The organism is Pseudomonas asplenii, from assembly GCF_001293465.1.
Lineage (GTDB): Bacteria > Pseudomonadota > Gammaproteobacteria > Pseudomonadales > Pseudomonadaceae > Aquipseudomonas > Aquipseudomonas fuscovaginae_B.
Genome location: NZ_JSYZ01000011.1, coordinates 99,893 through 124,799, shown reverse-complemented (window position 1 = coordinate 124,799; position 24,907 = coordinate 99,893). Strand labels below are relative to the sequence as shown.

Below are 24,907 nucleotides of genomic sequence, written 5' to 3'. Positions count from 1 at the left end.
CCTACAAAATATGCTGACTTTGCTCCCCTCCCCGGTCGAAAGTCCGGGGTTGGGCGGGCAAACACGACCATTCGTCAGCAGAACGGTTAATATCGAAAAGCTATTACTGCACTCTTTCCCCTATCAGCCCCTGTCAGAGAGGAACAATGGATTCTGCCGCCGTCTCGCTTGGTCAACGTTCGGATTTCGCCCTGGCCCTCTCGGGGGGCGGTGTCCGGGCCATGGTGTTTCATCTGGGGGTACTCAGGTATCTGGCCGAACAACAGGCGCTGGAGCGGGTCAGCCAGCTCTCGACCGTTTCCGGTGGCAGCCTGCTGGTGGGACTGCTGTTGCATGAGAACGGCGGGCAGTGGCCCGATTCGGCGCAGTTCCAGCAGCGGCTGTATCCGCTGCTGCGGGAAAAGCTCTGCTCACGCAGCCTGTTGCTCAGTGGCCTGCGCCAGTTGCTCAATCCGCTGAACTGGCGCTTCCTGCTGTCGCGGGCCAACCTGCTGGCGTTGGGCCTGCGCAACGAATGGGGCGTGGATGGCCTGCTGTCGCAGGTCGGTGTCCGGCCGGACTGGTCGATCAACGGCACCACGGCCGAGAACGGCAAGCGCTTTCGCTTCAAGCGCAGCAACATGGGCGACTACTCCATCGGCTACGCCGCCACGGGCGACATGCCGTTGGCCGAGGCCCTGGCGGTTTCGGCGGCATTTCCCGGCGGCATCGGCCCGCTGGTGCTCGACAGCCGGCGCTTCAAATGGATGCAACGCGGCTGGGATGCGCCGTTGAACACGGCGGTGCCAACCAAACCGCCCTTCGCCAGGCTGCACCTGTATGACGGTGGTGTCTACGACAACCTCGGCCTGGAGCCGTTCTTCGACGCGGCCACCGGACGCAGCAAACGCTACGAATACCCGATCGTCGTCTGTGATGCCGGCGCACCGCTCAAGCCGGGCTTCCAGGCCGGCGTACTGAGCCCCTGGCGGCTCAAACGCATGGCCGACATCATGTCCGACCAGTCCCGGGCCCTGCGGATACGCAGCTTTGTCGAATACCTCAACCAGGCGCCCGGGCGCGGCAGCTACCTGGGCATCGCCAGCGCGCTGATCGAGGCGCCGGCAGGCAGCGATGCGGCGTTTGCCGCAAGCTTCCCCACCAGCCTGAATCGCCTGAGCAACAAGGTCTTCGACCGTATCGCCCGGCATGGTCATGCCGTGGCGCGGGTCACCGACCGGCAATACGGCCTGTTGCCGGCAGTATCGGCGACAAGCCGCCCCGAGGAACCGGCCTGAGCGTCACTCAAGGCAGCACCAGCACACCCAGGCTGGCACTGACCACCAGGGCGGTGCCGGCGAACTGCAGCGGCACCATCGGTTGGCTCAGCACCACGTAGCCGGCCAATGCACCGACCGCCGGTTCGACACTCATCAGGATGCCAAACGCCGAGGTTGGCATCCGCCGCAGTGCGATCATCTCCAGGCCATAGGGCAGCAGCGGTACGAACAGCGCCAGCCCGGCACAACTGGCCACCTGCAGCCACGGCAGGTGCCCACCGCTTTGCCACAGCCCCAAGGGTGCGGTGATCACGGCAGCGGCCAGCAGCGACACCGACAGTCCTTCAAACCCCGAGAACAGGCTGCCGACCCGTTTCATCAGCAGGATATAGCCGGCCCAGCCCGCCGCCGAACCCAAGGCCAGCAGCAGCCCCAGGGGCTCACCGACCCAGCCCTGGTCATTACGCGCCAGGAGCAGTACGCCCAGCAGCGCCAGGAACGGCCAGACCAGCGCCCGCCAACGACGGATAGCCAGGCTCGCCACCAGCAGCGGCCCGAGAAACTCGATGGCGATCGCCAGCCCCAGGGGAATGCGTTGGATGGCGGCAAAAAAGCAGCTGGTCATTACCGCCATGGCCAGGCCCAGCCCGGCGGCGGCCCCCCAGCGCGACCACGAGTAACTGCGCAACCGCGGACGCACCAGCAGTCCCAGGATCGCCGCCGCCCAGCACAGGCGCAACCAGGTGGTACTGAAGGTTCCATAGCTGTCCATGGTTGGTGTCGACAGTGCCGCACCGAATTGCACGAAGAGCATCGACAGCACGCACAGCCCCGCGGCCAGCAACAGATTCCGGCGAGAGGTGCGTGCGACTGAGGGGTTCAGTACGGCGGCGTTGTCCTGCATGGCAAAAACTCCTGTCAATGAGCGCCTATCCTAGCCAGCCGGCCGATATTCAAATAAGCTGATATTCCTGATTACAGCTTAAGGAATTTTGATAATGCGCGATCTCGACAGCAGCCTGCTGCGAACTTTCGCCACCGTCGCCGAGACCGGTACGGTCGGTGCTACCGCCCAGCGCCTGGGGCGGACCCAGGCCGCCGTCAGCATGCAACTGCGCCGCCTGGAGGAAGACCTGGAGCGGCGGCTGTTCGAACGCTCGCCCCGTGGCCTGCGCCTGACCGAGGCCGGTCATACCCTGCTGCCCTACGCCCACAGCATTCTCGGCACCGGTGCCGATGCCCGGCGGGCGCTGGCGGCCAGCCAGGTGGCGGGCACAGTGCGCCTGGGCCTGCTGGAGGATATCGCCATCGGCAGCCTGCCGCGGGCACTGCAACGGTTTTCCGCGGCCTATCCGCAGGTCAGCCTGGAAATCACCGTCGACAGCAGCGCAGCCATGTCCGCCCGGCTGCTCGAGGGTGCACTGGATATCGTCGTCGGCGACACCCATGGCATCAACGCCAGGCCCCAGGTGAGCTGGGAGTTGCCGCTGTTCTGGGTCGGCGCCCGTGGGCTGGTGCTCGAACCGACGCTGGACGCCCGGGTCCTGTCCCTGGTGACCTTCAGCGGCACCTGCCTGTGGCAGCCGCGGGTGGAGCAGCAACTGAAACAGGCCGGTATCGGCTGGCGGGTGGTGTGCAGCAGCACCAGCCTGCCGGCGGTGCAGTCGGCGGTCGAGGCCGGCCTGGGCATTGCGGTACTGCTCGAAGGCAACATCCGTACGCAAAGCATGCGGGTGCTGGGGGCTGCCGAAGGTCTGCCAGCCGCACCGGTGGTGACCTTCGGGCTCTACGTGCGCCCCGTCCCTGCCGTCCAGGCCCCGGCTGTCAGGGCGATGCAGCGATTTCTCGAAGAGGCGTTGAACATCCCCAGCGCCTGACTCACTCGCCCGCTGCGGCCAGCTCGAAACAGAACACCGCGCCCTTGCCGGGCACCGACAGCAGACGGATCTGGCTGTCGTGCAACTGCAGGATACGCCGCACGATCAACAGGCCGAGGCCGCCGCTGCGACGGTCGCCGTCCTGGTTGAAGGGACGCCGGAACAGGTTGTCCAGCAGCTTGGGCGGGATACCCGGCCCCGTATCGCTGACGGTCACCCGGACCTTGCCCGATGCATGCACCAGCGCCACCTCGATGCTGCCGCCTTCCGGGGTATGACGCAGGGCGTTGTCGATCAGGTTGGTCAGCACCCGTTCGATCATGCCGAGGTCGGCACTCACCATCGCCGCACCGCGCGGCAGTACCGCCAACAGCTTCGAATGGCGGGTTTCGGCCATCAGCTCGAATTTCTGGAACACGTCCTGGATCAGGTCGCTGAGGGAGAAATCCTCCCGTTCCAGACGCACCTCGCCATGCTCCAGGCGCGCCAGTTCGAACAGGGCCTGGGCCAGTTGCCGGACCTTGTTGCTCTGCGCCAGCGCGGTGCCCAGGTAACGCTTGCGCTCGTCCGGCGCCAGCAGCTCGCCCTTGAGCGACAGGGTTTCCAGGTAACCGTGCAGGGACGCCAGTGGCGTACGCAGGTCATGGGAGATGTTCGCCACCAGCTCGCGCCGGTCCTGGTCGAGTTGGGTCAGGGCCCGCCACTGTTCGCCGATACGCACCGCCATCTGGGCGAAACTCGCTTCCAGCACCTCGATTTCGTTGCCACCCCCCGAACCGGCAAGAGGCAGTGTCGGCGGGTTGACCGGGGCGGCATCGGTGTCGAAATCGCGCATGGTCTCGGTCAGGCGACGCAGTGGCCGGGTGATCAGGCGAAAGGCAATCAGACCGGCGATCAACCCCAGCAGTGCCACCAGGCCCATGGCCCACAGCGTGGTGCGCAACACCGTGCTGGCACTCACGCGCGCCGCCAGGCGGTCATGCTCCTCGCCCTGCAGGACCACGTAGAGATAGCCCAACGCCTTGCCGCCACCGTGCAGCGCGGCGGCGCTGAACACCTTGCGTCCATCGGTACTGCGCGGGTCATCGCCCAGAATCGGCAGCGGCTGGCCGTCCAGCAGGCGCCGGATCGGCTCCAGGTCGACCTGGTCACGCTTGAGATGGCCCTGGGGCGCGGCGTCGCCAGTGATCCGCCCGCTCGGATCGAGCAGGTACACCTCGACGCTGGGGTTGACGTTCATCAGTTGGCCGAACAGCGCCCGCACACCGTCCATGGTCAGGCCCTCGGTACCCACCAGGCGGTTTTCCAGGGCGATGCTGCGGGCCAGGTCGCGGGACAGCCCCTGCACCACCTCCTTTTCGTGCATGTCGCTGGCGCGCACCTGCAGCCACACCGAGGCGCCGCAGCAGGCCAGCAGCAGGATCGAGAACACCACGGACAGGCGCTGGGACAGGCTCAGGTTCATTCGGCACGCCCCGCGGGAGCAAAACGATAACCGCGGCCCCAGACCGTGAGAATCCGTTCGGGCTGTGCCGGATCGACCTCGATCTTCGCCCGCAGGCGGTTGATATGGGTGTTGACCGTGTGTTCGTAGCCATCGTGCTGGTAACCCCAGACCTGGTTCAGCAGATCCAGGCGTGAATACACCGTACCGGGGTTCTTCATGAAGAAGTGCAGCAGGTCGAACTCCCGTGGCGTCAGGTCCAGTGCCTGGCCGTCGAGCCGGGCCTCGCGGGCCAGCGGGTCCAGGCTCAGGCCGTTGAGTTCGAGACTGCCGGCGTCGACCTTGAGGCTCCTGGCCAGGGCATCGACCCGCCGCAGCAGGGCCTTGACCCGCGCCGCCAGCTCGAGCATCGAGAACGGCTTGGCCAGGTAGTCGTCGGCGCCCAGCTCCAGGCCCAGCACCCGATGCATCTCGCTGGAGCGGGCGCTGGTGATGATGATCGGCGTGTAGCGCGCCATGGCCCGGGCCTGGCGGCAGATTTCCAGGCCATCGACGCCCGGCAGCATCAGGTCGAGGATCAGCGCATCCCAGCCGCCCTTCTCCAACTGTGCCAGGCCCAGATTGCCGTCGGCACAATGGGTGACCTCGTAGCCCTCGTCCCGCAGGTGCAGGCTCAGCAGCCCGGCCAGGTGCAGGTCATCCTCGACGATCAGAATGCGTTTGGGTGAATCCATGGTGTGACGTTCCTGCAGGTGAAATATCCGGGACGTTCACAGCATATGACGTCCGCCCCATTGTGCCGAATCGGCAGGGGGAAAATGTTCACGATTAATTTAACTTTGCGGGAGGATTTGGCGACCGTTGCCGGCCGACACTGAAAGCCTGATCAATTGCCGTGGAGATCATGCCATGTCCAGCAGAAGACGCTTTCTTCTTTCCAGTGCCGCCGCCCTGCTCGCCGCCGGTTTCGTCGACTGGCGCGCGGTGGCCGCCACCCTCGGCGGCAACGCTGCCCCAGGCGTCACGGACGAGACCTTCGAGGTCAACCACAGCGACGCCGAATGGCGGGCGATGCTGAACGACAGCCAGTACCAGGTGCTGCGCCATGAGGGCACCGAACGCCCCTACAGCAGCCCCCTCAACGACGAACACCGCGCCGGTGTCTTCGCCTGCGTCGGCTGCCGGCAGACGCTGTTTTCCTCCTCGGCCAAGTTCGACAGCCACACCGGCTGGCCGAGCTTCACAGCGCCGCTGGAGAACGCCGTCGGCACCCGTCGCGACAGCTCGCTGGGCATGGTCCGCACCGAAGTGCATTGCCATCGCTGCGGCGGCCACCTGGGTCACGTGTTCCCCGACGGGCCGGCACCGACCGGCTTGCGCTACTGCATGAACGGCGTGGCGATGAGCTTCACGCCGAGTGCGGGCTGACCGGCTGGGCCTGTTTGCGGGCAAGCCCTGCTCCTACAGGGGCCAACCCCAGCCAGAGACCCACGGCCGGCAACGTTTCAACTTCATCGACAAGGATCTGCATCATGCTTTTAATCATCCTGGCGTACCTGGGCGGTCTGCTGACCATCCTGAGCCCGTGCATCCTGCCGGTGCTGCCCTTCGTGTTCGCCCGCTCCGGCGAATCGTTGCGCCGCAGCGGCCTGCCGCTGCTGTGCGGCATGGCCCTGACCTTCGCCCTGGTCGCCACCCTCGCCGCCGTCGGCGGTGGCTGGGTGGTGCGGGCCAATCAGTACGGGCGCTGGCTGGCGATGGCGCTGATGGCCTTCTTCGCCATCACCCTGCTCTTCCCCCACCTGGCCGATCGCCTGGCGCGGCCGCTGGTTTCGGCCGGTGACCGGCTGTCACGCTCGGCCCACGCGGAAAGCGGGCAGCCGAGCGTGCGCTCGTCGTTCGTTCTCGGTATCGCCACCGGTCTGCTGTGGGCTCCCTGCGCCGGGCCGATCCTCGGCCTGATCCTCACCGGTGCGGCCCTGCAGGGCGCCAACATCGGCACCACGCTATTGCTGCTGGCCTATGCCGCCGGTGCCGCCACCTCCCTGGCCGGTGCCCTGCTGGTCGGTGGTCGGGTATTCAGCGCGATGAAACGCAACCTCGGGACCGGCCAGTGGCTACGCCGCGGTCTCGGCGCGGCGATGCTCGCCGGGGTGGCGGCGATTGCCCTGGGCCTGGACACCGGCCTGCTGACCCGGGTCTCGACGGTCGCCACTGCCGGCATCGAGCAGAAACTGCTGGATACCTTCAACCCGGCGCCGCAGCCAGGCGCAATGATGGCGGCGGTGGTTCACGATGAACAACCGGCCGGCAGCATGATGGCCATGGCCGCCAAAACGTCGACTGAACGCCCCCTGCCGGTCGAAGGCACCCTGCCCGATCTCTCCGGCGCCGTGCAGTGGCTCAACTCGGCCCCCCTGAGCGCCGCCGAACTCAAGGGCAAGGTGGTGCTGATCGACTTCTGGACCTACTCCTGCATCAACTGCCTGCGCAGCCTGCCCTACGTCAACGCCTGGGCACAGAAGTACCACGACCAGGGCCTGGTGGTGATCGGCGTGCATGCTCCGGAGTTCGCCTTCGAACGCGACATCGACAACGTACGCCAGGCCGTGAGCAAGCTGGGGATCCGCTATCCGGTGGCGATCGACAATGACTACGCCATCTGGCGTGGCTTCAACAACCAGTACTGGCCGGCGCACTACTTCATCGATGCCCGGGGCCGGGTGCGCTACCACCACTTCGGCGAAGGCGACTATGCCGGCTCCGAGCAGGTGATCCAGCAACTGCTGGCCGAAGCCGGCAACCGGAACGTCTCCGGCGGCGTGGTCAGCACCCAGGCCAGCGGTGTGATGCAGGCGGCGGATGAAGCCGAAGTGAAATCGCCGGAAACCTACATCGGCTATGACCGTGCCGAGCATTTCGCTTCCCCGGGCCAGCAGCTCGCCGACCAACCCAAGACCTATGACGCGCCCCGGCAACCGCAGCTGAATCAGTGGGGCCTGGCGGGCAACTGGACCGTGCGCCCGGAACAGGCGGCCTTGAACCAGGCAGGCGGCTCTATCGTTTTCCGCTTCCATGCCCGTGACCTACATCTGGTGCTCGGCCCTTCCGCCAACGGCCAACCCGTTCGCTTCAAGGTGCAGGTCGATGGCAAGGCGCCCGGCGCGGACCACGGCACCGATACCGACGCCAACGGCCAGGGCACGGTGACCGAACAGCGCCTGTATCAGTTGGTGCGCCAGGCCGGTGACGTCGGCGACCACACCTTTTCCATCGAATTTCTCGACCCCGGTGTGCAGGCCTACGCCTTCACCTTCGGTTGATTACCAAGAGGATGCATGAAATGAGCAAGTCCATGATGCAGAAAAAAAACGTCTCGCCGCTGTTGACGATGGCCGCTGTGGCCGGCCTGGCCCTGTCGATCCTGCTGGTGCAGCGCCTGGCCTTTGCCGCCGAGCCGGCGGTGCAGATCGCTCCGCCGGCGCTGGATGAGCCGGCCACCGCCGGCCAGGCCACGGCCGTGTTCGCCGGCGGCTGCTTCTGGGGTGTCCAGGGCGTGTTCCAGCATGTGCGCGGGGTGCAGAACGTGGTGTCCGGCTATGCCGGCGGCGCGGCGGGTACCGCCCATTACGAACAGGTTGGCGAAGGCGATACCGGGCATGCCGAATCGGTGCAGATCACCTACGACCCGAGCCAGGTCAGCTATGGCAAGCTGCTGCAGGTGTTCTTCTCGGTGGCCCACGACCCGACCCAACTCAACCGCCAGGGGCCGGACAGCGGCACGCAGTACCGCTCGGCGATCTTCCCGGTGAATGCCGGGCAGGAAAAGATCGCCCAGGCGTATATCGCGCAGTTGGATGGCGCCAGGGTGTTCCCGTCGAAGATCGTCACCCGGATCGAGGACAACAAGGTGTTCTATCCGGCCGAGGGGTATCACCAGAACTACCTGACCTTGCATCCCTACGTGCCCTACATCGCCATCAACGACCTGCCGAAGGTGGAGAACCTCAAGCGCATGGAGCCGCAGTGGTATCGGGAAGATCCGGTGCTGGTGCCGGATATACGGTGATCCTGAGGGCCTCTTCGCGGGCAAGCCCGGCTGCTGCAGGTTGTGCCGTACAGGGCTGTTTGTTCTGCACGTTCCTGTAGGCGCCGGGCTTGCCCGCGAAAGCGACGGAGCAGGCACCCTCTATGTCAAACGGTGCCTCGCCCCTCAGGGATAACGCCGCTTGTCCGGCGCGGGCGGGAAGTACTGGTACAACCAGGTCTCGCTCAACGTCCGCTCGCCGCTGCGGATGAACAGCCGCATCTCCACCGGGTCGACGCTGTCATTGGTCGGGTACCAGTCGAAGATCACCCGGTAGCCGCCGATCTCATCCAGCTTGAGGACACTGAAATCCTTCACCTGACCATTGGAGGTGGTGACCACCGGCTCGATCCCGCTCCCCTCCGGCAGCCGCTCCAGCCCGCCGCCGTTGAAGTCCACGGCAAAACGCCGGGCCCAGACTTCGGGGTAATGCTCGCCCGGCGCCCAGCCCTCGGTGAAACCACCCATGCCCGAGCGCGTCGCATGCACCCGTGCCAGCGGTGTACCCACCGGCGGCAGCGCGCTCCAGTACAGCTTGTAGCCGTAGCTCAGCGAGTCACCGGCCTTGACCGGCTGCTTCGGGGTCCAGAAGGCGACGATGTTGTCCATGGTTTCGCCGGTGGTCGGGATCTCCAGCAACTGCACCGAGCCCTCGCCCCAGGGCGTGGTCGGCTCGACCCACAGGCTCGGCCGGCGGCTGTACCAGTCCACGGTGTCCTGGTAGCTGGCGAATTCGTGGTCGGTCTGCACCAGGCCGAAGCCCTTGGGGTCCTGGTCGGCAAACGCATTGAACTGCAGCTTGGCCGGGTTGTTCAGCGGTCGGCAGATCCACTCGCCATTGCCACGCCACATCGCCAGGCGATCGGAATCGTGGATCTGCGGATGGATGGTGTCGCACATGCGCCGCTCGTGAGTACCACAGCTGAACATGCTGGTCATCGGCGCAATGCCCAACTGCTCGATATCCACCCGCGCGTTGACATGGGCCTCGACCATCATCACCACCTGCTCGGCCTGGCAATCGATATCGAAACGGTAGGCGCCGGTGGCGCTCGGCGAGTCGAGCAAGGCATAGACCACGAAACGCGTGCTGTCCCTGGCCGGCGTCTCGAACCAGAACTTGGTGAAGTCCGGGAACTCCTCACGTTTGTGCGCATAGGTGTCGATCGCCAGCCCGCGCGCCGAAAGGCCGTACTGACCGGTCTTGTCCACTGCGCGGAAATAGCTGGCACCGAGAAAGGAGACGATATCGTGGCGATCGATTTCCGGGGCCTTGAACAGCTTGAAGCCGGCAAAACCCAGGTCGCCCTTGAGCTGGGACGGGTCGATACCGCTGCTGGCGTAATTGAACAGCGGCGGCCGGAAATGCACTTCCCGCGCCTGGCGCGTCTTCGCATCGACGCTGTACATGCGCACCGGTTGCCTGAAGCCCATGCCGACGTGGAAGAACTGCACATCCAGCTGGCCCTTGAGCTCATTCCACAGCGAATGCCGGGCGTCGTACTGGATCGCGTTGAACTGCTGCGGGGTCATGTTCGCCAGCGTCGGCGGCAGCACCTGCCGCGTACTGACATAAGGTTTGCCAGCGAGTCCCTTCGCCTGGGCCTGCAACGCCTCGAAATCAAAATGTTCGATGTCACCGTCCGCGGTGGCGGCGAGCGCCCGTGCCGCGAACAAACCGCTGGCCGACAGGCCGGTATAGGCCGCCAGGGCCATGGAAGCTTTCAGGAGATTACGGCGATGCATAAAAAGACCTGTACTGAGGACGATCCGGACACCGCAAACGCAAGGTGTCGGACAGGGGAATCAGCCACTTCGCACGACCAGCGGCTGCAAGCAAACAGATACCAAATCCTGAGGAACGTTCGCAATCTCTTTGAAAAACTTGATGACAGGCTTTATTCAGCAAAGGTGTGGCTAGATGTTTCAAGCCTCGATCCGATATCGGGGCGCTCCCCTTAACGACCGCCAGGAAAACATGAAAATTTCTTCAGAAAGCTTTCACTGGTTTGTTGGCAAAATCCCACGCCTGTTGTGAAGGTCCGTACGAGGCAACCGCAATGACCCGCATCCTGACCATCGAAGATGATGCTGTAACCGCCAAGGAAATCGTGGCTGAACTGAGCAGCCATGGGCTTGAAGTGGACTGGGTGGACAATGGCCGTGAAGGCCTGGTACGCGCCGTGAGCGGCGACTACGACCTGATCACCCTCGATCGCATGCTGCCGGAACTCGATGGCCTGGCCATCGTCACCACCTTGCGGACCATTGGTGTCGCCACGCCGATCCTGATGATCAGCGCCCTCTCCGATGTCGACGAGCGCGTGCGTGGCCTGCGCGCCGGCGGCGACGACTACCTGACCAAGCCCTTCGCCTCCGACGAGATGGCCGCCCGGGTCGAGGTACTGCTGCGGCGCAAGAGCCCGGCCCGGGAGTTCGAGACCTCGCTGCGGGTCGCCGACCTGGAACTGAACCTGATCAGCCGCGAAGCCACCCGCGCCGACCAACTGCTCAGCCTGCTGCCCACCGAATACAAGCTGCTGGAGTTCCTGATGCGCAACACCGGGCAGATCCTCTCGCGGATGATGATTTTCGAGGAAGTCTGGGGTTATCACTTCGACCCGGGCACCAACCTGATCGATGTACACATCGGCCGCCTGCGCAAGAAAATCGACAGTCCCGGCCTGCCACCGCTGATCCGCACGGTACGAGGCTCCGGTTATGTCATTGCCGAACCCCTCTAAGGGCTGGCGCTCGTCCGCCAGCCGCCTGCTGGCGCTTTACAGTTTCCTCTTCGTGGCCTGGAGCTGCAGCCTGATGGGCGTGCTCTACTACGAAGTCTCCGGCTACCTCGACACGCTGGCGCGCCACTCGCTGATGCAGCGCCAGCACCTGTTCTCGCGCTTCCAGGGCCAGCAGTTGCTGGACGCGCTGACCACCAGCATGACTTTCGACATGCGCGGGGTCGACGCCTACGGCCTGTTCAACGAACAGAAAATGCACCTCAGCGGGCCGATCAAGCAAATGCCGCCGGACCTGATCATGGACGGCCACATCCACGAACTGACCAACTGCATCGATTCCGACGACCCCAACCTGCCCCAGGACAGTTGCGACGCCGTCGCCACCCAGACCCATGACGGCAGCTGGCTGCTGCTGGTGCGTGACAACGGCTCGCTGTTCGGCGTGACGCGGATCATCCTCCATGCGCTGTTCTGGGCGGTGTCGCTGACCATTCTGCCCGGCATTGCCGGCTGGCATCTGCTGCGGCGTCGGCCGATCCGCCGTATCCGGGCGATCCAGGCCAGCGCCGAAGCGATCGTCGCCGGCGACCTCGGCCACCGCCTGCCACTGTCCAACCGCCGCGACGAGCTGGACATGCTGGCGGCCATCGTCAACGCCATGCTCGACCGCATCGAGCGGCTGATGAACGAGGTCAAGGGCGTCTGCGACAACATCGCCCACGACCTGCGCACCCCGCTGACCCGCCTGCGCGCGCAGCTCTACCGCATCCAGCAGCAGGCCCCGCACGACTCTCCCGAGGCCCTGCAACTGGACGGCGTGATTGCCGAGACCGACACCCTGATGGCGCGCTTCAAGGGGCTGTTGCGGATCTCCGAGCTGGAAGACCACCAACGCCGTTCCGGCTTCGTGGTGCTCGACCCACTACCGCTGCTGCGCGAGTTGCATGACTTCTACCTGCCCCTGGCCGAAGAAGCGCAAATCAGCCTGCGCCTGGAGTTGCCGCAAGTGTTGCCGCACATCACCGGCGACCGCGCCCTGCTCTTCGAGGCCCTGGCGAACCTGCTGAGCAACTCGATCAAGTTCACCCCGCCGGGCGGTGAAGTAGTGCTGCTGGCGGCCAGCGACCAGGGCAGCACACGGATCGAGGTGATCGACACCGGCCCGGGCATTCCACCCTCGGAGCGCGATGCGGTGTTCCAGCGTTTCTACCGCTGCGATGACGGCAACCAGCACAGCGGCTTCGGCCTGGGCCTGTCGATCGTCGCGGCGATCATCAGCCTGCATGGCTTCAACCTGAAGATCGGCACCGGCGAGCGAACAGGCGCCCGGCTGATTCTGGAGTGCCGGGACAACCTGATCGCCGTCGACTAGCCGACGCAGACGGCGCGACGGATCGCGAATGCCCTTTGCGGTTGTGCGAGTGAAGGATGGATCATTCCTTGCTCAGGTCCACCAGGGGCGTACCGCGCACTTCCGTCTTGCGCCCATCCTGGATCTGGGTCACCCGCTGCACCGCCTGATCCACGGCCGCCTTGTCCGCCAGCAGGCTATAGCTGATCTGGAACTGCCGCTTCTGCCCGGCACCGATGGTCGGCACCAACCCCAGCGGACGCTGGTAGCGACGGTTATAGGAGAAGCTGGTACCTGGCTCCAGCCCGGTCACGTAGCCCTGGCCCTGGGTGTCGGTGTTCTTCCACAGGGAGAACACCGGCAACTGTTGTGTGTTGAAGCCGACCGACACCCCGAGGTTTGCGGCCTTGTTGTGCAATACCGCCAGGGTATCGCCCTTGGCATCGGCGTAGGGCACGACGTTGTAGACCGTCTCGTCGTAGTCCCGGGTTGGCGCGCGGTAGGTCTGCCAGTCCGGCAGGTCGCCCTTGGCCTTGTCGTTGAACGGTGAAACCTGCTTCACCGGCGCAACGAAACGCGCGCCCTGCTCCAGGAACGGCGTGCTGAAGTTGTTGTGGTACAGCGCCTGGTATTCCTTCGGATAGTCGCCGTTGTTGGTCAGCGTGTCATTGAGCGCAAAGCTCACGCTACCGGGCAACGTCGACAGTTCGGTGACCACGGAGAAGTCGACTTTCTTGAACGCCTGCTCCTTCAATTCGCCCTGCAGGCGAATGGCGTAAGGCGGTTGTTCATCGATATGCAGGGTGACCCTGTTGGCCGGAATATTCGCCGCCCGGCCGTGCAAGGTGAGCAATTCGCCGTTGTCCAGCCCCGGGTGACCGACCCACTCATAGCCGCAACGCACCACCAGTTCGTTGAACCCCTCCAGCCAGCCCAGGCCGCCACGGCCGTTGAGTTCGATGAAGGCCGGGTTGACCACCTCCTTGACCGGAGAATCCCAGCCCATGCGCACATTGCCCACGGAGGCGTGCAGAACGTTCATGCCCCGGGTCGGGACCACCGAGAGCTTCATCGTACCGTTGTCGATGTCGACAATGCTGACCCCTTCCTGGCGGCCGCCGTGCAAGGTGCGCAGGGTTATGGAGAACGGCTTGGCGGTCTTGATCCCCAGTTGCTGGCTGGTGATCTGGCGGTTCTGCGCAGGGGTGTCGCTGTCGAGCAGCACATAGTCCCAGGCCAGGGCGTGGGAAGCGGTGGTCAGAGCGGTAACGCCGAAAATCAGTCGGAGGGTGTTCATGGGCGGTCCTTATTGGAATTGTTCGACTTTTATAAACCTAGTGAAACGATTCAGCAAGTCAAACAAGGGACAGACACTCCGACAGGCCAACCCAGCTGGCCTGCTCTGGACAGGCCTTCCCGAGCTAGATCGACAGCACCCATCGATGCCGATCATCCCCTACTTCTTCCTGCGGCGCCTGCTCGATCCGGAATCCGCAACGATACAGCACCTTGGCTGAGCCGATATTGTTCTTGTAGACATACGCCACCAATTGCTTGAGCTTCCAGTGTTGCCGGGCCTGCTGAATCAGATGCCTCAAGGCCAGTGTGGCAAGCCCCTGCCCGCAAACGTCCCGAGCGACCCGGTAACCGACTTCAGCGATGCCTTTGGACGAGTCGATATCTTTCAGATTGGCCCGGCCGACGATCCTGCCGCTGGGGTTCTCCAAAACGAACGGATGCCAGTTGCCCTTGGCAAAACCGGACAGATAGTCCTCGATATGCACGGTGACGCCCTGCAATGAGTAGAAGGCTGGATCGCGTGCATCGATGCGTGATTCGAACCATTCACGATTATGGGTTTCGAATGCCAGCAAGGCCTGGGTATCGGTGCCTTCCAGCCTGCGCACTCTGAATGAACTCATTGATCTCCCTCTCCCTGATGCGCAATGTTCCGATTTCTTGTTACTGTTTGCAGACACAGCCGTTGGATTTTATTCAGTGTGTCGAACGCGAGAAATGATGGGCCTGCGACGTGAAGGTGCGCCTAGCCCCTGTCCAGGCCTTCGTTTTCCTGCGCAGGTGGCCACGGTATAGCGACTCCCCCCTCATGAACAGAACGAAATGAGCGCACTGCACAATCTCGTGGAACAGGCCTACGAGCAGGCCAAGCATGGCAAGTGGGATCCACTGCTGTCAGAGTGGAGCGAGTGGCCGCAGATTGCACGGCGCTGCTGCCATTATCAAAAAGCCTCTTCCGGTTGGACCTTTCTGCACCAGGCCGCCTACTTCGGTCATGAAGCCGCCTGCCGGGCATTGATTCGTGCCGGTGCCTCGCTAGACAGCATGACCGGCAAGGAGCAGACGGCGGCGGATATCGCCCGGGATCAGGGGCACTCCAGGCTGGCCGAGCTTTTGCGGCGGGCGGCGCAAGTCAGCAAGGTCCATTGGGTCAGCCCCAATGATCCGGACCTGCTGCCCAGCAGCAGCGCGTGGAGCGAAGCCACGGAGCGTCGTGCGCAAGAAGCCATGCTGGTGGCCTATGCCGGCGGCGTGGTCAGGATTGCCAAGGGCGCCAGGTACTTTGCGGACTCGTTCGAACGCACCCTGGTGGGCTGGCACGGTACTTATGATCCGCCTTGCGGGATGGACGGCGAATCGGCTCTACCCACCGCCTAGGCTATGTACGCCAACGTCTGCCTTGGCATCCGCTGAAGGAGCGTCATCCATGAGGTCCGTTGACACGAACCGTCTGAAAATCTGGCAAGCCCTCTCGTCGCTGTTTCTCGATACCGAGATCGACCCGCTGACCTACGACGCCATTGCACGAGCCATCCGGGAGTCCGGCTATTCGCAGGAAGAGGTCCAGCGCATCTTGTGGAACGAGGTTTTCCCGGTTCTGCAGGCGAACCTCAAGTGTGTCGCCGGGGAATGGGCCGGCTGGTCGGATGCCTGGCTTGTGGAAAATCTCAGGGTGGTCGACGAGCCGCAGTCCAGGCACCCGCGTGGCTTGGTTGCCAGGGAAATCGGGAAGTGTTGGCAGAATATCATCCGGGCACTCGGCAAAACCGATACCGTTGCCGGGCAATAGCCGCGTATCATGGAATGGCTATTAGCCACTATCTATTCGCTCACCCGGCAGATGGATTCGAAGCCAACCCGAAGCCCTTCTCTTCCATGACAACAGGACGTTCCATGCACCCGTTGAAAACCCTTCTTGCCACCAGCCTGCTGGTCCTTGCCGGCTGCGCCAGCCAGCCACCCGTGCCGCCACCGGAGTTTCCGGGGCTGGAGCAGTCGGACAAGATCGCCATCCAGGACCTGCGCCCCCACAGTGAGAGCGAAAAAGAGATTTTCAGTCTGCTGATCACCAGTGATGCCTATGCCATCTATCGTGTAGCGGACACCGCGACCAAACCCACAGGCCCGCGGCTGCTGGCCCACCGAGCTTATGAAACGCTGCCGGAACTGGGCAGTCAGCCATCGATCAAGGTGCTGCACTTCGTCACCTATGCCAACCTGCAATCGCAACTGCGCAAGAACGCGCTGCTGGCCGGCTTCACCGGCCCGATCGGCGTAGCGCTGATGGCGGACAAGAGCTTTCCGGTCGGAGACGTCCTGACCACCCGGATCGACAGTCAATCGCTGGACAAGACCGAAGGCAAGGAGGAATACACCCGGGCGTACTTCAGTGCAGAGGAAAACCCGAAAAAGTCTCCGGTGAATCTCATCTATATCGATACGGAAATACTGGGCAAACGCGTCACCACCCGCTGCCTGGTTCCACCGATCGCCTCCAAGCCTCATCTGTTTCTGGTCGAGGCCTATGACATGTGCATTTCCAATCACCTGGCGCTGTATCACGCCAACAACCAGTCGCAAGATACGGCAGCCAAGTAACGGGTCAGGGCGGACTTATAGGGCAAAGTTCACATAAGTTCGCTCCCAAGTTCCTCTCGAAGTAGCCAAGGCCCCTGATCTGTCCCGGATCAATGGGCCAACCACCCTCCTCGCGCAGTGAAAGTTTTTCCTTTCGATCATGGCGCTTTGCTTTGATTGAACTACCTTTTCACACAAGGACCGAGCCATTCCGGCTTGTATCACCCCAAGTTGTTTTCAACGATCAGTCGGCGAATCAGTCAGACCTGTTCCCCTGATCGTGCGCGGTATCGAGGATATTGCTGGCGTCATTGGTGGTTAGTGTGGGGGGGCAGTTCTGGGGTAACCCAGTCAGCCCACGGACGGCCTGTTCGGCGAGGGTGTACCTATCATGATTTATCGTACCGTGCCTGCTTTCAGGACAATTGTTCAAGGCCTGTTATGGATGGGCCTTGGGATGGAAGCGGCCCAGGCCGCGGCGGGAAACTGTTCGCAACTGGCCAGTTTGCCCACCGTGTTCGAGGTGGGCCAGGGGCTTCAGGATGAACTGCGGATGCCGGTGCCCATTACGCAACTGGCCGTGGGCGACCCGAAGATCGCCGATGTACAAACCAGCGGCGGCAGTGCCTTCATTCTCACCGGCATGGCTCCAGGCGCCACCAGCCTGATGGTCTGGACCGCCTGCTCGCCGACGCCACGCCAAAGCATGGTGTTCGTCAAGGGCAAGGCCACCGCGGCGCTGACCAGCGTCTCGACGGTCCCTTCCGAAGACCCGCTGCTGCCGAGCCAGGTGCAGACCGATATTCGCTTCGTCGAAGTCAGCCGCAGCAAACTCAAGGAGGCCAGTACCTCGATCTTCGGCAAGAGCGGCAATTTCCTGTTCGGTTCGCCGGGCACGGTGCCCGGCGTGACGGTGACGCCCGGCCAGATTGGCCGCCTGGCGCCCAACATCCCCCTCAACAACGACTCGTTCAATATCGGCATTGGCGGCGGCAATGTGCTGGGGCTGATCAACTCCCTGGAGGGCAGCGGTTTCGCCTATACCCTCGCACGCCCGAGCCTGGTGGCCCTCAGCGGCCAGAGTGCGAGCTTCCTGGCCGGGGGTGAAGTGCCGATTCCGGTACCCAGTTCGGGCAGCGATACCATCTCCATCGAGTACAAGGAATTCGGTGTCCGCCTGACCCTGACCCCGACCATCATCGGCAGCGGTCGCATTACCCTGAAAGTCGCCCCCGAAGTCAGCGAGCTGGACTACTCCAATGGCGTGCAGATCTCCGGTATCGTGGTCCCGGCGCTGACCGTGCGCCGTACCGACACCAGCATTTCCCTGGCCGATGGCGAAAGCTTCGTCGTCAGCGGCCTGATCAGCAGCCGCAACACCGCCCAGGTGAACAAGTTTCCGGGGCTGGGCGACATTCCCGTGCTTGGCGCATTCTTCCGCAACAACACGCTCAACCGTGACGAACGCGAACTGCTGATGATCGTCACGCCGCACCTGGTTCAACCGCTGGCGGCCAACGCCAAGCTGCCCTCGCTGCCTGGCGAGCAACTGCGCAATTACGACCCGAACTTCTACCGCATGTACTTCCTCGAAAGCGGCGACTTCGACAATCGCATGGGGCTTTCGCAATGAAAACGGTGATGGCGCTGGCGGCAACGGTGCTGCTCACGGGCTGTGCCAGCAATACCCTGTCTTCCCGACCGGCCAGCTGCACGCCTCCCCCTTCGGATCAGCAGTTGACCCTGAACCTGGCCGACGAAATGATCAACGATGGCCGCCTGTATGCCAGCCTGGCGAACCTGGAAGGCCTGCCCGACGACCTGGTCCAGGTTCGCCTGCGCAAGGCTCGCATACTGCGCATGCTCGGCCGCAGCGACGCCGAACCCTTGTACAAGGGGCTGCTCGGCACTTGCCTGGCGGCCGAAGGCGAGCATGGCCTGGGTCAGTTGGCGGCGGCCCGAAACGATAATGCCACTGCCCTGGACCATCTTGAACGGGCCGCGAGGATGGCGCCCACCGATGAAAAGATCCGCAATGACCTGGGGGTCGTCTACCTCAACCAACGGCGGATCAACGATGCACGCTTCGAGTTTCTGACCGCCCTGGAGCTCAAGCAGTCAGACTCGCTGGCCGCCTTCAACCTGGTGACACTGTTGATCTATCAGGATAACTGGAAGCAGGCCGCGGAGCTGGCGAGCCGTTCCAACCTGAGCCCGAAACAGGTCACCGAGGCGCAATCCCGGGCGGCGAAACTCAAGGCCCAGGCTCGGAACGTAGCGGCTGTCGAGGGCGCGCGCCCGGGCGCCGATGCCGCTCCCGGCAGTGCGATCAAGTAGAGACGAGGAGTCGAGATGAATACCAAGAGGTTGTTGATGGTGTCCCTGGCCTGCCTGTCCACGAGCGCCTGGGCGATTGACCCGGGCCCCTCGTCAGAGCAGCAGCAGGACACTGAACGCTGGCTGCAACTGCAGATTCGCGGTGTGGTGGCCTCTCCTCAACTGCAGACCGCCTCGGCCGCCGAACGCGACCTGGCCATGCAACGCTGGCTCAACAGTTTCAACTATCCCATCCCCGAGCGTTACCAGCAGAAGGAATCGGGCAGCGTCAGCGGCAAATGAGCCAGCGCCGGTGTCATGGATCGGCGTTCGGCGATCATGGACTGCCGAAGGCCTGGAACACCCCGATCATGGCCGGGCCGATCGCAATCAGGAAGAAGCTCGGCCACAGGCAGAAAATCAGCGGGAAGATCAGCTTGGTACCGATTTTCGCGCCTGCCTCCTCGGCCGCCTGGGTACGCCGGTCACGGAACTCGTCGGCATAGATGCGCAGGGTTTCGGCCACGCTGGTACCGAAACGAATGCTCTGCGCCAGCAGACTGACCAACCCCTGCACATCCTCCAGCCCGGTACGCACCGCCAGTTGCTTGAGCGCCTCGGTGTTGCTGACCCCGGCACGGATCTGCGCATTGACCAGCGCCAGTTCCTCGGCCAGCTCGACCTGGCTGACCGCCATTTCCTCGGCCACCCGCTCGATGGTCGTCGGCAGGGCCAGCCCCGACTCCACGCAGACCACCATCAGGTCCAGCGCATCGGGAAAGGCCGCCCGCAAACGCCGTTGCCGCCGTTGCTTGCGCTTGCCGACGTACAATGCCGGCAGCAGCCAGGCGACACCCGCCACCAGGGTCAGCAACAGCAAACCAAGGGCCAGGGAAAGCCTGGGCACCAGCGGCAACACCAGCACCCCGAGCCCCAGCAGCAGCAAGGGCAGCAGCAAGCGCACCGCCCAGTACACCTGCACCGCTGAAGACGAGCGATACCCGGCGTGGATCAACAGCAGTTGGGTGGCGGACGTCTGCGCCGTCTCGGTCGAACCGAACTGCTGCCCCACCCGCTCCAGCAGCACCTGCAGGCCACCCGGCACCTCTGCTCCCACCGTGCCGCCGATATGTCCGCGCTTGATCGATGCCAGGCGACGCTGCATCGGATCCTGCAGCCCCATCAGCAACAGGATGACGGTGACCACCGCCAGCACCGTGCTCAAACCGATCGCGCTGACGAACAACAGGCGAGCCAGCGCCTCATTCTCCGTCACCCGACTGAACAACCCGAGCAGATAGTCCATGACTCGCCCCTCCACAGGGTGAAAACCGCCTAAACCTGAATGCGGATGATTTTGCGTATCCAGAAAATCCCGACCAACATGGCGCAGAAGGCGCCGATGATCATCTTGTGGCCGACCGGATCATTGATCAGCACCGGCAGGTAGCTGGGGGTGGTGACCAGGATCACCGCCGCCAGCACGAAGGGAATGGAAACCAGCACCCAGGCCGACATGCGCCCTTCGGCCGACAGGGTCTTGATCTTGCGCTGAAAGCGGAAGCGTCCGCGGATCAGCCGGCTCAGGCGCTCCAGCACCTCGGTCAGGTTGCCGCCGGTCTCGCGATGGATGAGGATCGACGTCACCAGCATCATCACCGTCATGCTCGGCATGCGCTCCAACAGGCCGAGCATGGCCCGGCGCACGTCATTGCCATAGTTGATATCGGCGAAGGTCAGGCCGAACTCATGGGCCACCGGCCCCTTCTGGTCCTCGGAGACCAGCCGCAGGGTGTCGTTGAACGGGTGCCCGGCGCGCAACGCGCGGCACATGGCATCCAGGGCATCGGGCAGGCCCACCTCGAAGTCGGCAAATCGCCGGTTGCGGTCCCTGAAGATTTTCAGCAGCGGCAACCAGGCGACCATCAGGGCCGCCAGCAGCGCCACCCACCCGGAGGCGCCCATCATCAGCGCCAGGGCCCCGGCCGCTGCGCCCATGGCGACTCCGAGCAACAGCACCCGATAGGCGCGGTATTCATGCCCGGACTGCTCGATCAGTTGCGTCAGGTCCGCCATGAACGGCAGTTGTTCGAGCGCGGCCTCCAGGGGCGACAGGCGCGTCAGGTATTTCTGCCGCAGCACGGTCTGCATGTTCGGCAGGTTGTTGGCCTTCTCCAGCACATGCAGGCGACCGCGAATGCGCTTGCGCATCCTGCTCGCCTCGCCGAACACCGGTACCACCACGCTCTGGGCCAGCAGGAAGGCGGCGATGAACACCATGCCCAGGAAGATCAGAATGAATTCGCCGGAGATGTGGTTCATGACTAGCGTCCCTCCATCCACTCGGGGCGGAACAGCGAGAGTGGCAACTCGATACCGCGCTTGGCCAGTACCTCGCGAAAGGCCGGGATCATCCCGCTGGGGCGATAATCGCCCTGCACTTCGCCGTTTTCACCCACGCCACTGCGGGCAAACGAGAAGATCTCGCTCATGGTGATGATCTCGCCCTCCATGCCGTTGATCTCCTGCACGCTGACCAGGCGGCGCTTGCCGTCCTCCTGGCGCTCGAGCTGGATCACCACATCGATGGCCGAGGCGATCTGCTGGCGCATGGCCTTGATCGGGAAGGTGGCACCGGTCATCGACACCATGTTCTCGACGCGCCCCAGCGCATCGCGCGCGGTGTTGGCATGGATGGTGGTCAGGGAACCGTCGTGGCCGGTGTTCATGGCCGTGAGCATGTCCAGCGCCTCGACGCCTCGGACTTCGCCGATGACGATACGGTCCGGGCGCATCCGCAGGCTGTTGCGCACCAGCTCACGCTGGCTCACCTCGCCCCGCCCCTCGATGTTGGAGGGGCGGGTTTCCAGGCGTACCACATGGGGCTGCTGAAGTTGCAGTTCGGCCGAGTCCTCGATGGTGACGATCCGCTCGTTCAGCGGGATGTAGCTGGACAGCACGTTGAGCAGGGTCGTCTTGCCGCTGCCGGTACCGCCGGAAATCAGGACGTTCAGGCGACCGCGCACGATCGCCTTGAGCAGCAGCGCGATGGCCGGGGTCAGGGTTCCCACCTGGATCAGGCTGTCGGTGTTGAGCAGGTCCACGGCAAAGCGACGGATCGACATGCTCGGCCCGTCGATGGCCAGCGGCGGGATGATCGCGTTGACCCGCGAGCCATCCTTGAGCCGGGCATCGACCAGGGGCGAGGACTCGTCGATACGCCGCCCGAGGCTGGACACGATACGATCGATGATGTTCAGCAGATGCTGATCGTCGCGAAAGCGCACATCGGTCTTCTGCAGTTTGCCGAAACGCTCGACATACACCGAGGCATGGCCATTGACCAGGATATCGGACACGCTGTGGTCCGCCAGCAGCGGCTCCAGCGGGCCAAGACCGAGCACCTCGTCGGTGATCTGCTTGATGATCAACTGGCGACTGACCGAACTGACCGGCGCCGAATGTTCATCCAGCAGACGCTGGCAGATATCGCGGATCTGCCGCGCGGCTTCGGCCTGCTCCAGCGCGTCGAGCAGCGACAGGTCCATGACCTTGAGCAATTGCTGGTAAATCCGCTCCCGCCATTCGGCCTCCACCGGGGTAACCTGGCTACGGGTCTCGTAGGGGATCTCCGGCGCCGTGCGCTCCCAGGCCATCAGCTCCGCGGCGGGCACCGGCGGCTCATCGCCCTGCTGGGCGGCCAGCGCCACGAGGGGCTTGCCGTTCTGTTTGCGCAAGCGGTTACGAAATTCGCTGATCATGGCTCACCCCCTGAAGATACGGTTGAAGGCGCGTTTGAACAGGCCGTTGTTCCCGGCCAGCGGGTTGCCGTACAACTGCCCGGTCATCTCGCGCATCGCGACGGTAATCGGCGCCCGCGGTGCCTGCAGCCCCAACGGCACGCCAGAGTTCTGGCTCTGGTTGACCAGGCCGAAGTCGTTGGGCAGTTTCACCAGGTTCACGCTGCGCAAGGCTTCGCCGATGTCCTTGAGGCTGACGGGCGCCGCCTTGTCATAGCGATTGACCACCACCTGCAACTGGTCGCCACGCACCCCCAGGTCTTCGCGAAGAATCCGCATCAGGGAGCTGGCATCGCGCAGGTGGCAGACGCTCTGTTGCACCACCACGTACACCCGGTCCGCCTGCTCCAGCACGGACCCGGTGAGGTGGTCGATCTGCCGCGGCAGGTCAACCACCACCCAGTCGTAGCTGGCACGGGCCAGTTGCAGCAAGGTATCGAGTTGTTCCGGCTGGGCGTCCTGGGCCAGGCACAGCTCGCCGGGCCGACCGCCCAGGACGTGCAGGGTCGGACTGAAATGGCTGCAGAACCCGCGCAAGGCTACGCTGTCCATGCCGTCGACCTGCTGCAGCACCTCCAGGTGATTGTGCGACTGCGCCACCTCCAGGTAATGCGCCACGCTGCCGAATTGCAGGTCCATGTCCAGCAACAGGGTGCTGCTGTCCTTGAGGCTCAGTTGATGGGCCAGGTTGCAGGCCAGCAGGGTTCCGCCGGAGCCGCCCTTGGCGCTCATCACGGCGATCAGCTTGCCTTGTGCCCCGCTGCTGGCGCGGGCCTCCGCCACCAGACGGTTCAGGGCGGCGACCAGTTCCATCTCGGCGATCGGCTCCGGCAGCACATCGCGGGCCCCGGCCTGCATCGCCAGGCGCATGGCCTCCTGCTCGTTCAACAACCCGCACACCAACAGCGGCGGGCGTTCATGGACGGGGCGCTGGAGCAGTGCCGCCAGTTCCTCGCGCCACAGGTGGCTGACGCGCAACAACAGCAGGTCGGGCATCCGCTCCAGGCCGTAGAGCGGGTCGACATGCCCATTGCTCACCAGGCGAGTGCTCACCTCCAGGCTGGGTATGCGCTGGCAGACGCCTTGCAGATCCCGCAACGCCGTGGCATCGCGGCTACTGATCAGCAAGCGCAGCCCGGACTTGCCGGTCGCCAGGTTCAACGGGGTTTCCTTGATGTTCAGCATGGCGTGACCTCCCCCGATTCGGAGTGATGTCCAAGGGCTTCGCGTGGCAGGATCGCCCTGAAGGTGGGCAAGGTGATGGCCACGCCAAGGCCGGGAATGAACAGGTTGAACACGTAGCCCGACAGGCTCACCTGGACATAACGAATGGCCCGGAATCCCGTGGGGCTGGTGGTATCGTTGGGATTGGCCACTACCGCGCCGCTGGCGTCCAGGTAGCTCAGCACCAGGTTCGTGGTGTTCAGGTTGCTGATCAGCGGGCTCGGGCCGGTGTTGCCCGCGGCATTGAAGATCGCCCGCTGCAGCACGGCCGGGTCGCTGATATTGCACACCGCCGCCAGGCGCGCACCCCGCCTTACCGACTCATCGAGGCTATTGACCGTGAAGTACAGGCGGCCCATTTCCAGCACGCCGAACAACACGATGAACACCAGCAGGCCGACAATGGCGAATTCCACCGTGTAGAGCCCACGCATCTGTTTGCGATTCATCACAGCACCCTCATCACAGTGGTTGCGACCAGCGGAATGCTCAGTGCAATCGGCGTCGGGAAGAACCCGCTGAGCGAGCCGCTGCAGGCACCACCACCGATCACCGGACAGAAGGTGTAGTTGATGGTGACCTGCACATGGTTGCTGCCCAGCGCACTGACGGTCACGTTGGCGGTGGTCAGCCCCGACACCACGGCACTGCCGGTATTGGTCGGCACACCGTAGACGGCGACGTTCTGCGTCTGGGTCTGCAGCGAGCTGCTCAGTACGACGGTGCCCAGCGTCGGGTTCCAGGCCTGGCCGGCGACGTAACGACCGGCATCGCGGCTGGCCTGCAACAGGGTGTTGTACTGGAACAGCATCCGGCCGAATTCACCCAGCGCCAGCAACAACAGCAGCAACAGCGGCAGAACCAGGGTGAACTCGATCAGGGCCAGGCCCTGCTGGTGCCTGGGCTGTCGGAACGCATGAAGTCCCATG

Annotated in this window: 25 protein-coding genes; 13 read left to right on the top strand and 12 right to left on the bottom strand. The window is 64.0% G+C overall.

Annotated elements, in window-relative coordinates; all coding sequences use genetic code 11:
• Positions 1 to 146: 146 nt before the first annotated feature.
• Positions 147 to 1,277, top strand: a complete 1,131-nt coding sequence (locus PF66_RS16190; protein WP_054058856.1) for a patatin-like phospholipase family protein — start codon at positions 147 to 149, stop codon at positions 1,275 to 1,277.
• 7 nt (positions 1,278 to 1,284) lie between these two features.
• On the opposite strand, the gene PF66_RS16185 is transcribed toward PF66_RS16190, so the two are convergent.
• Complete coding sequence (locus PF66_RS16185; protein ID WP_054058857.1) at positions 1,285 to 2,163, bottom strand: EamA family transporter; 879 nt, start codon at positions 2,161 to 2,163, stop codon at positions 1,285 to 1,287.
• Positions 2,164 to 2,257: 94 nt separating this feature from the next.
• Here PF66_RS16185 and PF66_RS16180 point away from each other — a divergent pair, with 94 nt between their 5' ends.
• Positions 2,258 to 3,136, top strand: coding sequence for a LysR substrate-binding domain-containing protein (locus tag PF66_RS16180; RefSeq protein ID WP_054058858.1), 879 nt, complete (start codon positions 2,258 to 2,260; stop codon positions 3,134 to 3,136).
• A gap of 1 nt (position 3,137) precedes the next feature.
• Here PF66_RS16180 and PF66_RS16175 read toward each other — a convergent pair whose 3' ends face one another.
• Both PF66_RS16175 and PF66_RS16170 read right to left on the bottom strand, forming a co-directional pair.
• The gene (locus tag PF66_RS16175) at positions 3,138 to 4,601 is read right to left on the bottom strand and encodes a sensor histidine kinase (RefSeq protein WP_054058859.1); all 1,464 of its coding nucleotides are present in this window, start codon (positions 4,599 to 4,601) and stop codon (positions 3,138 to 3,140) included.
• Complete coding sequence (locus PF66_RS16170) at positions 4,598 to 5,314, bottom strand: response regulator transcription factor (protein ID WP_054058860.1); 717 nt, start codon at positions 5,312 to 5,314, stop codon at positions 4,598 to 4,600. Before PF66_RS16170 ends, PF66_RS16175 begins: the two co-directional genes overlap by 4 nt.
• 175 nt (positions 5,315 to 5,489) lie before the next feature.
• Between PF66_RS16170 and msrB the strand changes: the two genes are divergently transcribed.
• From msrB to msrA, 3 genes are all read left to right on the top strand, one after another.
• A complete protein-coding gene (msrB, locus tag PF66_RS16165) occupies positions 5,490 to 6,008 on the top strand; it encodes a peptide-methionine (R)-S-oxide reductase MsrB (protein WP_054058900.1) in 519 nt (172 codons plus the stop codon).
• A gap of 104 nt (positions 6,009 to 6,112) precedes the next feature.
• Positions 6,113 to 7,903, top strand: a complete 1,791-nt coding sequence (locus PF66_RS16160; RefSeq protein WP_054063257.1) for a cytochrome c biogenesis protein DipZ — start codon at positions 6,113 to 6,115, stop codon at positions 7,901 to 7,903.
• A gap of 20 nt (positions 7,904 to 7,923) precedes the next feature.
• Positions 7,924 to 8,649, top strand: a complete 726-nt coding sequence (gene msrA, locus PF66_RS16155; RefSeq protein WP_054063256.1) for a peptide-methionine (S)-S-oxide reductase MsrA — start codon at positions 7,924 to 7,926, stop codon at positions 8,647 to 8,649.
• A 144-nt stretch (positions 8,650 to 8,793) separates the two neighbouring features.
• On the opposite strand, the gene PF66_RS16150 is transcribed toward msrA, so the two are convergent.
• Complete coding sequence (locus PF66_RS16150) at positions 8,794 to 10,413, bottom strand: glucan biosynthesis protein D (RefSeq protein WP_054059767.1); 1,620 nt, start codon at positions 10,411 to 10,413, stop codon at positions 8,794 to 8,796.
• A gap of 314 nt (positions 10,414 to 10,727) precedes the next feature.
• On the opposite strand from PF66_RS16150, the gene PF66_RS16145 reads away from it, so the two are divergent.
• Both PF66_RS16145 and PF66_RS16140 read left to right on the top strand, forming a co-directional pair.
• Entirely contained in the window at positions 10,728 to 11,411 is a 684-nt protein-coding gene (locus PF66_RS16145) for a response regulator transcription factor (RefSeq protein ID WP_054059768.1), read from the top strand.
• Positions 11,389 to 12,783 (top strand): sensor histidine kinase, encoded by a 1,395-nt coding sequence (locus PF66_RS16140; RefSeq protein WP_054063255.1) that lies wholly within the window; start codon positions 11,389 to 11,391, stop codon positions 12,781 to 12,783. The genes PF66_RS16145 and PF66_RS16140 overlap by 23 nt, the downstream gene beginning before the upstream one ends.
• A 61-nt stretch (positions 12,784 to 12,844) precedes the next feature.
• On the opposite strand, the gene PF66_RS16135 is transcribed toward PF66_RS16140, so the two are convergent.
• Positions 12,845 to 14,059 carry an aldose 1-epimerase family protein gene (locus PF66_RS16135; RefSeq protein ID WP_054063254.1) on the bottom strand — a complete coding sequence of 405 codons (1,215 nt, stop codon included), beginning with the start codon at positions 14,057 to 14,059 and terminating at the stop codon, positions 12,845 to 12,847.
• 124 nt (positions 14,060 to 14,183) lie between these two features.
• On the bottom strand, positions 14,184 to 14,684 hold the full coding sequence (locus tag PF66_RS16130; RefSeq protein WP_054063253.1) for a GNAT family N-acetyltransferase: 501 nt from the start codon (positions 14,682 to 14,684) through the stop codon (positions 14,184 to 14,186).
• A gap of 199 nt (positions 14,685 to 14,883) precedes the next feature.
• Between PF66_RS16130 and PF66_RS16125 the strand changes: the two genes are divergently transcribed.
• From PF66_RS16125 to PF66_RS16100, 6 genes are all read left to right on the top strand, one after another.
• Positions 14,884 to 15,438 carry an ankyrin repeat domain-containing protein gene (locus PF66_RS16125; RefSeq protein WP_054063252.1) on the top strand — a complete coding sequence of 185 codons (555 nt, stop codon included), beginning with the start codon at positions 14,884 to 14,886 and terminating at the stop codon, positions 15,436 to 15,438.
• A gap of 49 nt (positions 15,439 to 15,487) precedes the next feature.
• Complete coding sequence (locus PF66_RS16120) at positions 15,488 to 15,850, top strand: DUF7079 family protein (protein ID WP_054059773.1); 363 nt, start codon at positions 15,488 to 15,490, stop codon at positions 15,848 to 15,850.
• 104 nt (positions 15,851 to 15,954) lie between these two features.
• A complete protein-coding gene (locus tag PF66_RS16115) occupies positions 15,955 to 16,659 on the top strand; it encodes a hypothetical protein (RefSeq protein WP_054063251.1) in 705 nt (234 codons plus the stop codon).
• A 370-nt stretch (positions 16,660 to 17,029) separates the two neighbouring features.
• Positions 17,030 to 18,271, top strand: coding sequence for a type II and III secretion system protein family protein (locus PF66_RS16110; RefSeq protein WP_054059775.1), 1,242 nt, complete (start codon positions 17,030 to 17,032; stop codon positions 18,269 to 18,271).
• Positions 18,268 to 18,975 (top strand): tetratricopeptide repeat protein, encoded by a 708-nt coding sequence (locus PF66_RS16105; RefSeq protein WP_054059776.1) that lies wholly within the window; start codon positions 18,268 to 18,270, stop codon positions 18,973 to 18,975. The genes PF66_RS16110 and PF66_RS16105 overlap by 4 nt, the downstream gene beginning before the upstream one ends.
• Positions 18,976 to 18,990: 15 nt before the next feature.
• Positions 18,991 to 19,257 carry a DUF3613 domain-containing protein gene (locus PF66_RS16100; protein ID WP_054059777.1) on the top strand — a complete coding sequence of 89 codons (267 nt, stop codon included), beginning with the start codon at positions 18,991 to 18,993 and terminating at the stop codon, positions 19,255 to 19,257.
• 34 nt (positions 19,258 to 19,291) lie between these two features.
• Here the strand turns inward: PF66_RS16100 and PF66_RS16095 are convergent, their stop codons facing one another.
• Genes PF66_RS16095 through PF66_RS16070 form a run of 6 tightly spaced genes read right to left on the bottom strand, consistent with a single transcriptional unit; the run spans position 19,292 to position 24,906 of the window.
• Positions 19,292 to 20,260 carry a type II secretion system F family protein gene (locus PF66_RS16095; protein WP_054063250.1) on the bottom strand — a complete coding sequence of 323 codons (969 nt, stop codon included), beginning with the start codon at positions 20,258 to 20,260 and terminating at the stop codon, positions 19,292 to 19,294.
• Between the two features lie 29 nt (positions 20,261 to 20,289).
• Positions 20,290 to 21,276 carry a type II secretion system F family protein gene (locus tag PF66_RS16090; RefSeq protein WP_054059779.1) on the bottom strand — a complete coding sequence of 329 codons (987 nt, stop codon included), beginning with the start codon at positions 21,274 to 21,276 and terminating at the stop codon, positions 20,290 to 20,292.
• A 2-nt stretch (positions 21,277 to 21,278) separates the two neighbouring features.
• Positions 21,279 to 22,715, bottom strand: coding sequence for a CpaF family protein (locus PF66_RS16085; protein ID WP_054063249.1), 1,437 nt, complete (start codon positions 22,713 to 22,715; stop codon positions 21,279 to 21,281).
• 3 nt (positions 22,716 to 22,718) lie between these two features.
• Complete coding sequence (locus PF66_RS16080; RefSeq protein WP_054063248.1) at positions 22,719 to 23,939, bottom strand: AAA family ATPase; 1,221 nt, start codon at positions 23,937 to 23,939, stop codon at positions 22,719 to 22,721.
• Positions 23,933 to 24,427 (bottom strand): TadE/TadG family type IV pilus assembly protein, encoded by a 495-nt coding sequence (locus PF66_RS16075; protein WP_054059782.1) that lies wholly within the window; start codon positions 24,425 to 24,427, stop codon positions 23,933 to 23,935. The genes PF66_RS16080 and PF66_RS16075 overlap by 7 nt, the downstream gene beginning before the upstream one ends.
• Positions 24,427 to 24,906: a TadE/TadG family type IV pilus assembly protein gene (locus PF66_RS16070; RefSeq protein WP_054063247.1), complete on the bottom strand. Its 480-nt coding sequence runs from the start codon at positions 24,904 to 24,906 to the stop codon at positions 24,427 to 24,429. Before PF66_RS16070 ends, PF66_RS16075 begins: the two co-directional genes overlap by 1 nt.
• Position 24,907: the final 1 nt, after the last annotated feature.

Bases quoted from the DNA above. Each gene is read 5' to 3' on its own strand.
- PF66_RS16190 (WP_054058856.1), top strand. From the start codon at position 147: ATGGATTCTGCCGCCGTCTCGCTTGGTCAACGTTCGGATTTCGCCCTG.
- PF66_RS16185 (WP_054058857.1), bottom strand. From the start codon at position 2,163: ATGCAGGACAACGCCGCCGTACTGAACCCCTCAGTCGCACGCACCTCT.
- PF66_RS16180 (WP_054058858.1), top strand. From the start codon at position 2,258: ATGCGCGATCTCGACAGCAGCCTGCTGCGAACTTTCGCCACCGTCGCC.
- PF66_RS16175 (WP_054058859.1), bottom strand. From the start codon at position 4,601: ATGAACCTGAGCCTGTCCCAGCGCCTGTCCGTGGTGTTCTCGATCCTG.
- PF66_RS16170 (WP_054058860.1), bottom strand. From the start codon at position 5,314: ATGGATTCACCCAAACGCATTCTGATCGTCGAGGATGACCTGCACCTG.
- msrB (WP_054058900.1), top strand. From the start codon at position 5,490: ATGTCCAGCAGAAGACGCTTTCTTCTTTCCAGTGCCGCCGCCCTGCTC.
- PF66_RS16160 (WP_054063257.1), top strand. From the start codon at position 6,113: ATGCTTTTAATCATCCTGGCGTACCTGGGCGGTCTGCTGACCATCCTG.
- msrA (WP_054063256.1), top strand. From the start codon at position 7,924: ATGAGCAAGTCCATGATGCAGAAAAAAAACGTCTCGCCGCTGTTGACG.
- PF66_RS16150 (WP_054059767.1), bottom strand. From the start codon at position 10,413: ATGCATCGCCGTAATCTCCTGAAAGCTTCCATGGCCCTGGCGGCCTAT.
- PF66_RS16145 (WP_054059768.1), top strand. From the start codon at position 10,728: ATGACCCGCATCCTGACCATCGAAGATGATGCTGTAACCGCCAAGGAA.
- PF66_RS16140 (WP_054063255.1), top strand. From the start codon at position 11,389: ATGTCATTGCCGAACCCCTCTAAGGGCTGGCGCTCGTCCGCCAGCCGC.
- PF66_RS16135 (WP_054063254.1), bottom strand. From the start codon at position 14,059: ATGAACACCCTCCGACTGATTTTCGGCGTTACCGCTCTGACCACCGCT.
- PF66_RS16130 (WP_054063253.1), bottom strand. From the start codon at position 14,684: ATGAGTTCATTCAGAGTGCGCAGGCTGGAAGGCACCGATACCCAGGCC.
- PF66_RS16125 (WP_054063252.1), top strand. From the start codon at position 14,884: ATGAGCGCACTGCACAATCTCGTGGAACAGGCCTACGAGCAGGCCAAG.
- PF66_RS16120 (WP_054059773.1), top strand. From the start codon at position 15,488: ATGAGGTCCGTTGACACGAACCGTCTGAAAATCTGGCAAGCCCTCTCG.
- PF66_RS16115 (WP_054063251.1), top strand. From the start codon at position 15,955: ATGCACCCGTTGAAAACCCTTCTTGCCACCAGCCTGCTGGTCCTTGCC.
- PF66_RS16110 (WP_054059775.1), top strand. From the start codon at position 17,030: ATGATTTATCGTACCGTGCCTGCTTTCAGGACAATTGTTCAAGGCCTG.
- PF66_RS16105 (WP_054059776.1), top strand. From the start codon at position 18,268: ATGAAAACGGTGATGGCGCTGGCGGCAACGGTGCTGCTCACGGGCTGT.
- PF66_RS16100 (WP_054059777.1), top strand. From the start codon at position 18,991: ATGAATACCAAGAGGTTGTTGATGGTGTCCCTGGCCTGCCTGTCCACG.
- PF66_RS16095 (WP_054063250.1), bottom strand. From the start codon at position 20,260: ATGGACTATCTGCTCGGGTTGTTCAGTCGGGTGACGGAGAATGAGGCG.
- PF66_RS16090 (WP_054059779.1), bottom strand. From the start codon at position 21,276: ATGAACCACATCTCCGGCGAATTCATTCTGATCTTCCTGGGCATGGTG.
- PF66_RS16085 (WP_054063249.1), bottom strand. From the start codon at position 22,715: ATGATCAGCGAATTTCGTAACCGCTTGCGCAAACAGAACGGCAAGCCC.
- PF66_RS16080 (WP_054063248.1), bottom strand. From the start codon at position 23,939: ATGCTGAACATCAAGGAAACCCCGTTGAACCTGGCGACCGGCAAGTCC.
- PF66_RS16075 (WP_054059782.1), bottom strand. From the start codon at position 24,427: ATGAATCGCAAACAGATGCGTGGGCTCTACACGGTGGAATTCGCCATT.
- PF66_RS16070 (WP_054063247.1), bottom strand. From the start codon at position 24,906: ATGGGACTTCATGCGTTCCGACAGCCCAGGCACCAGCAGGGCCTGGCC.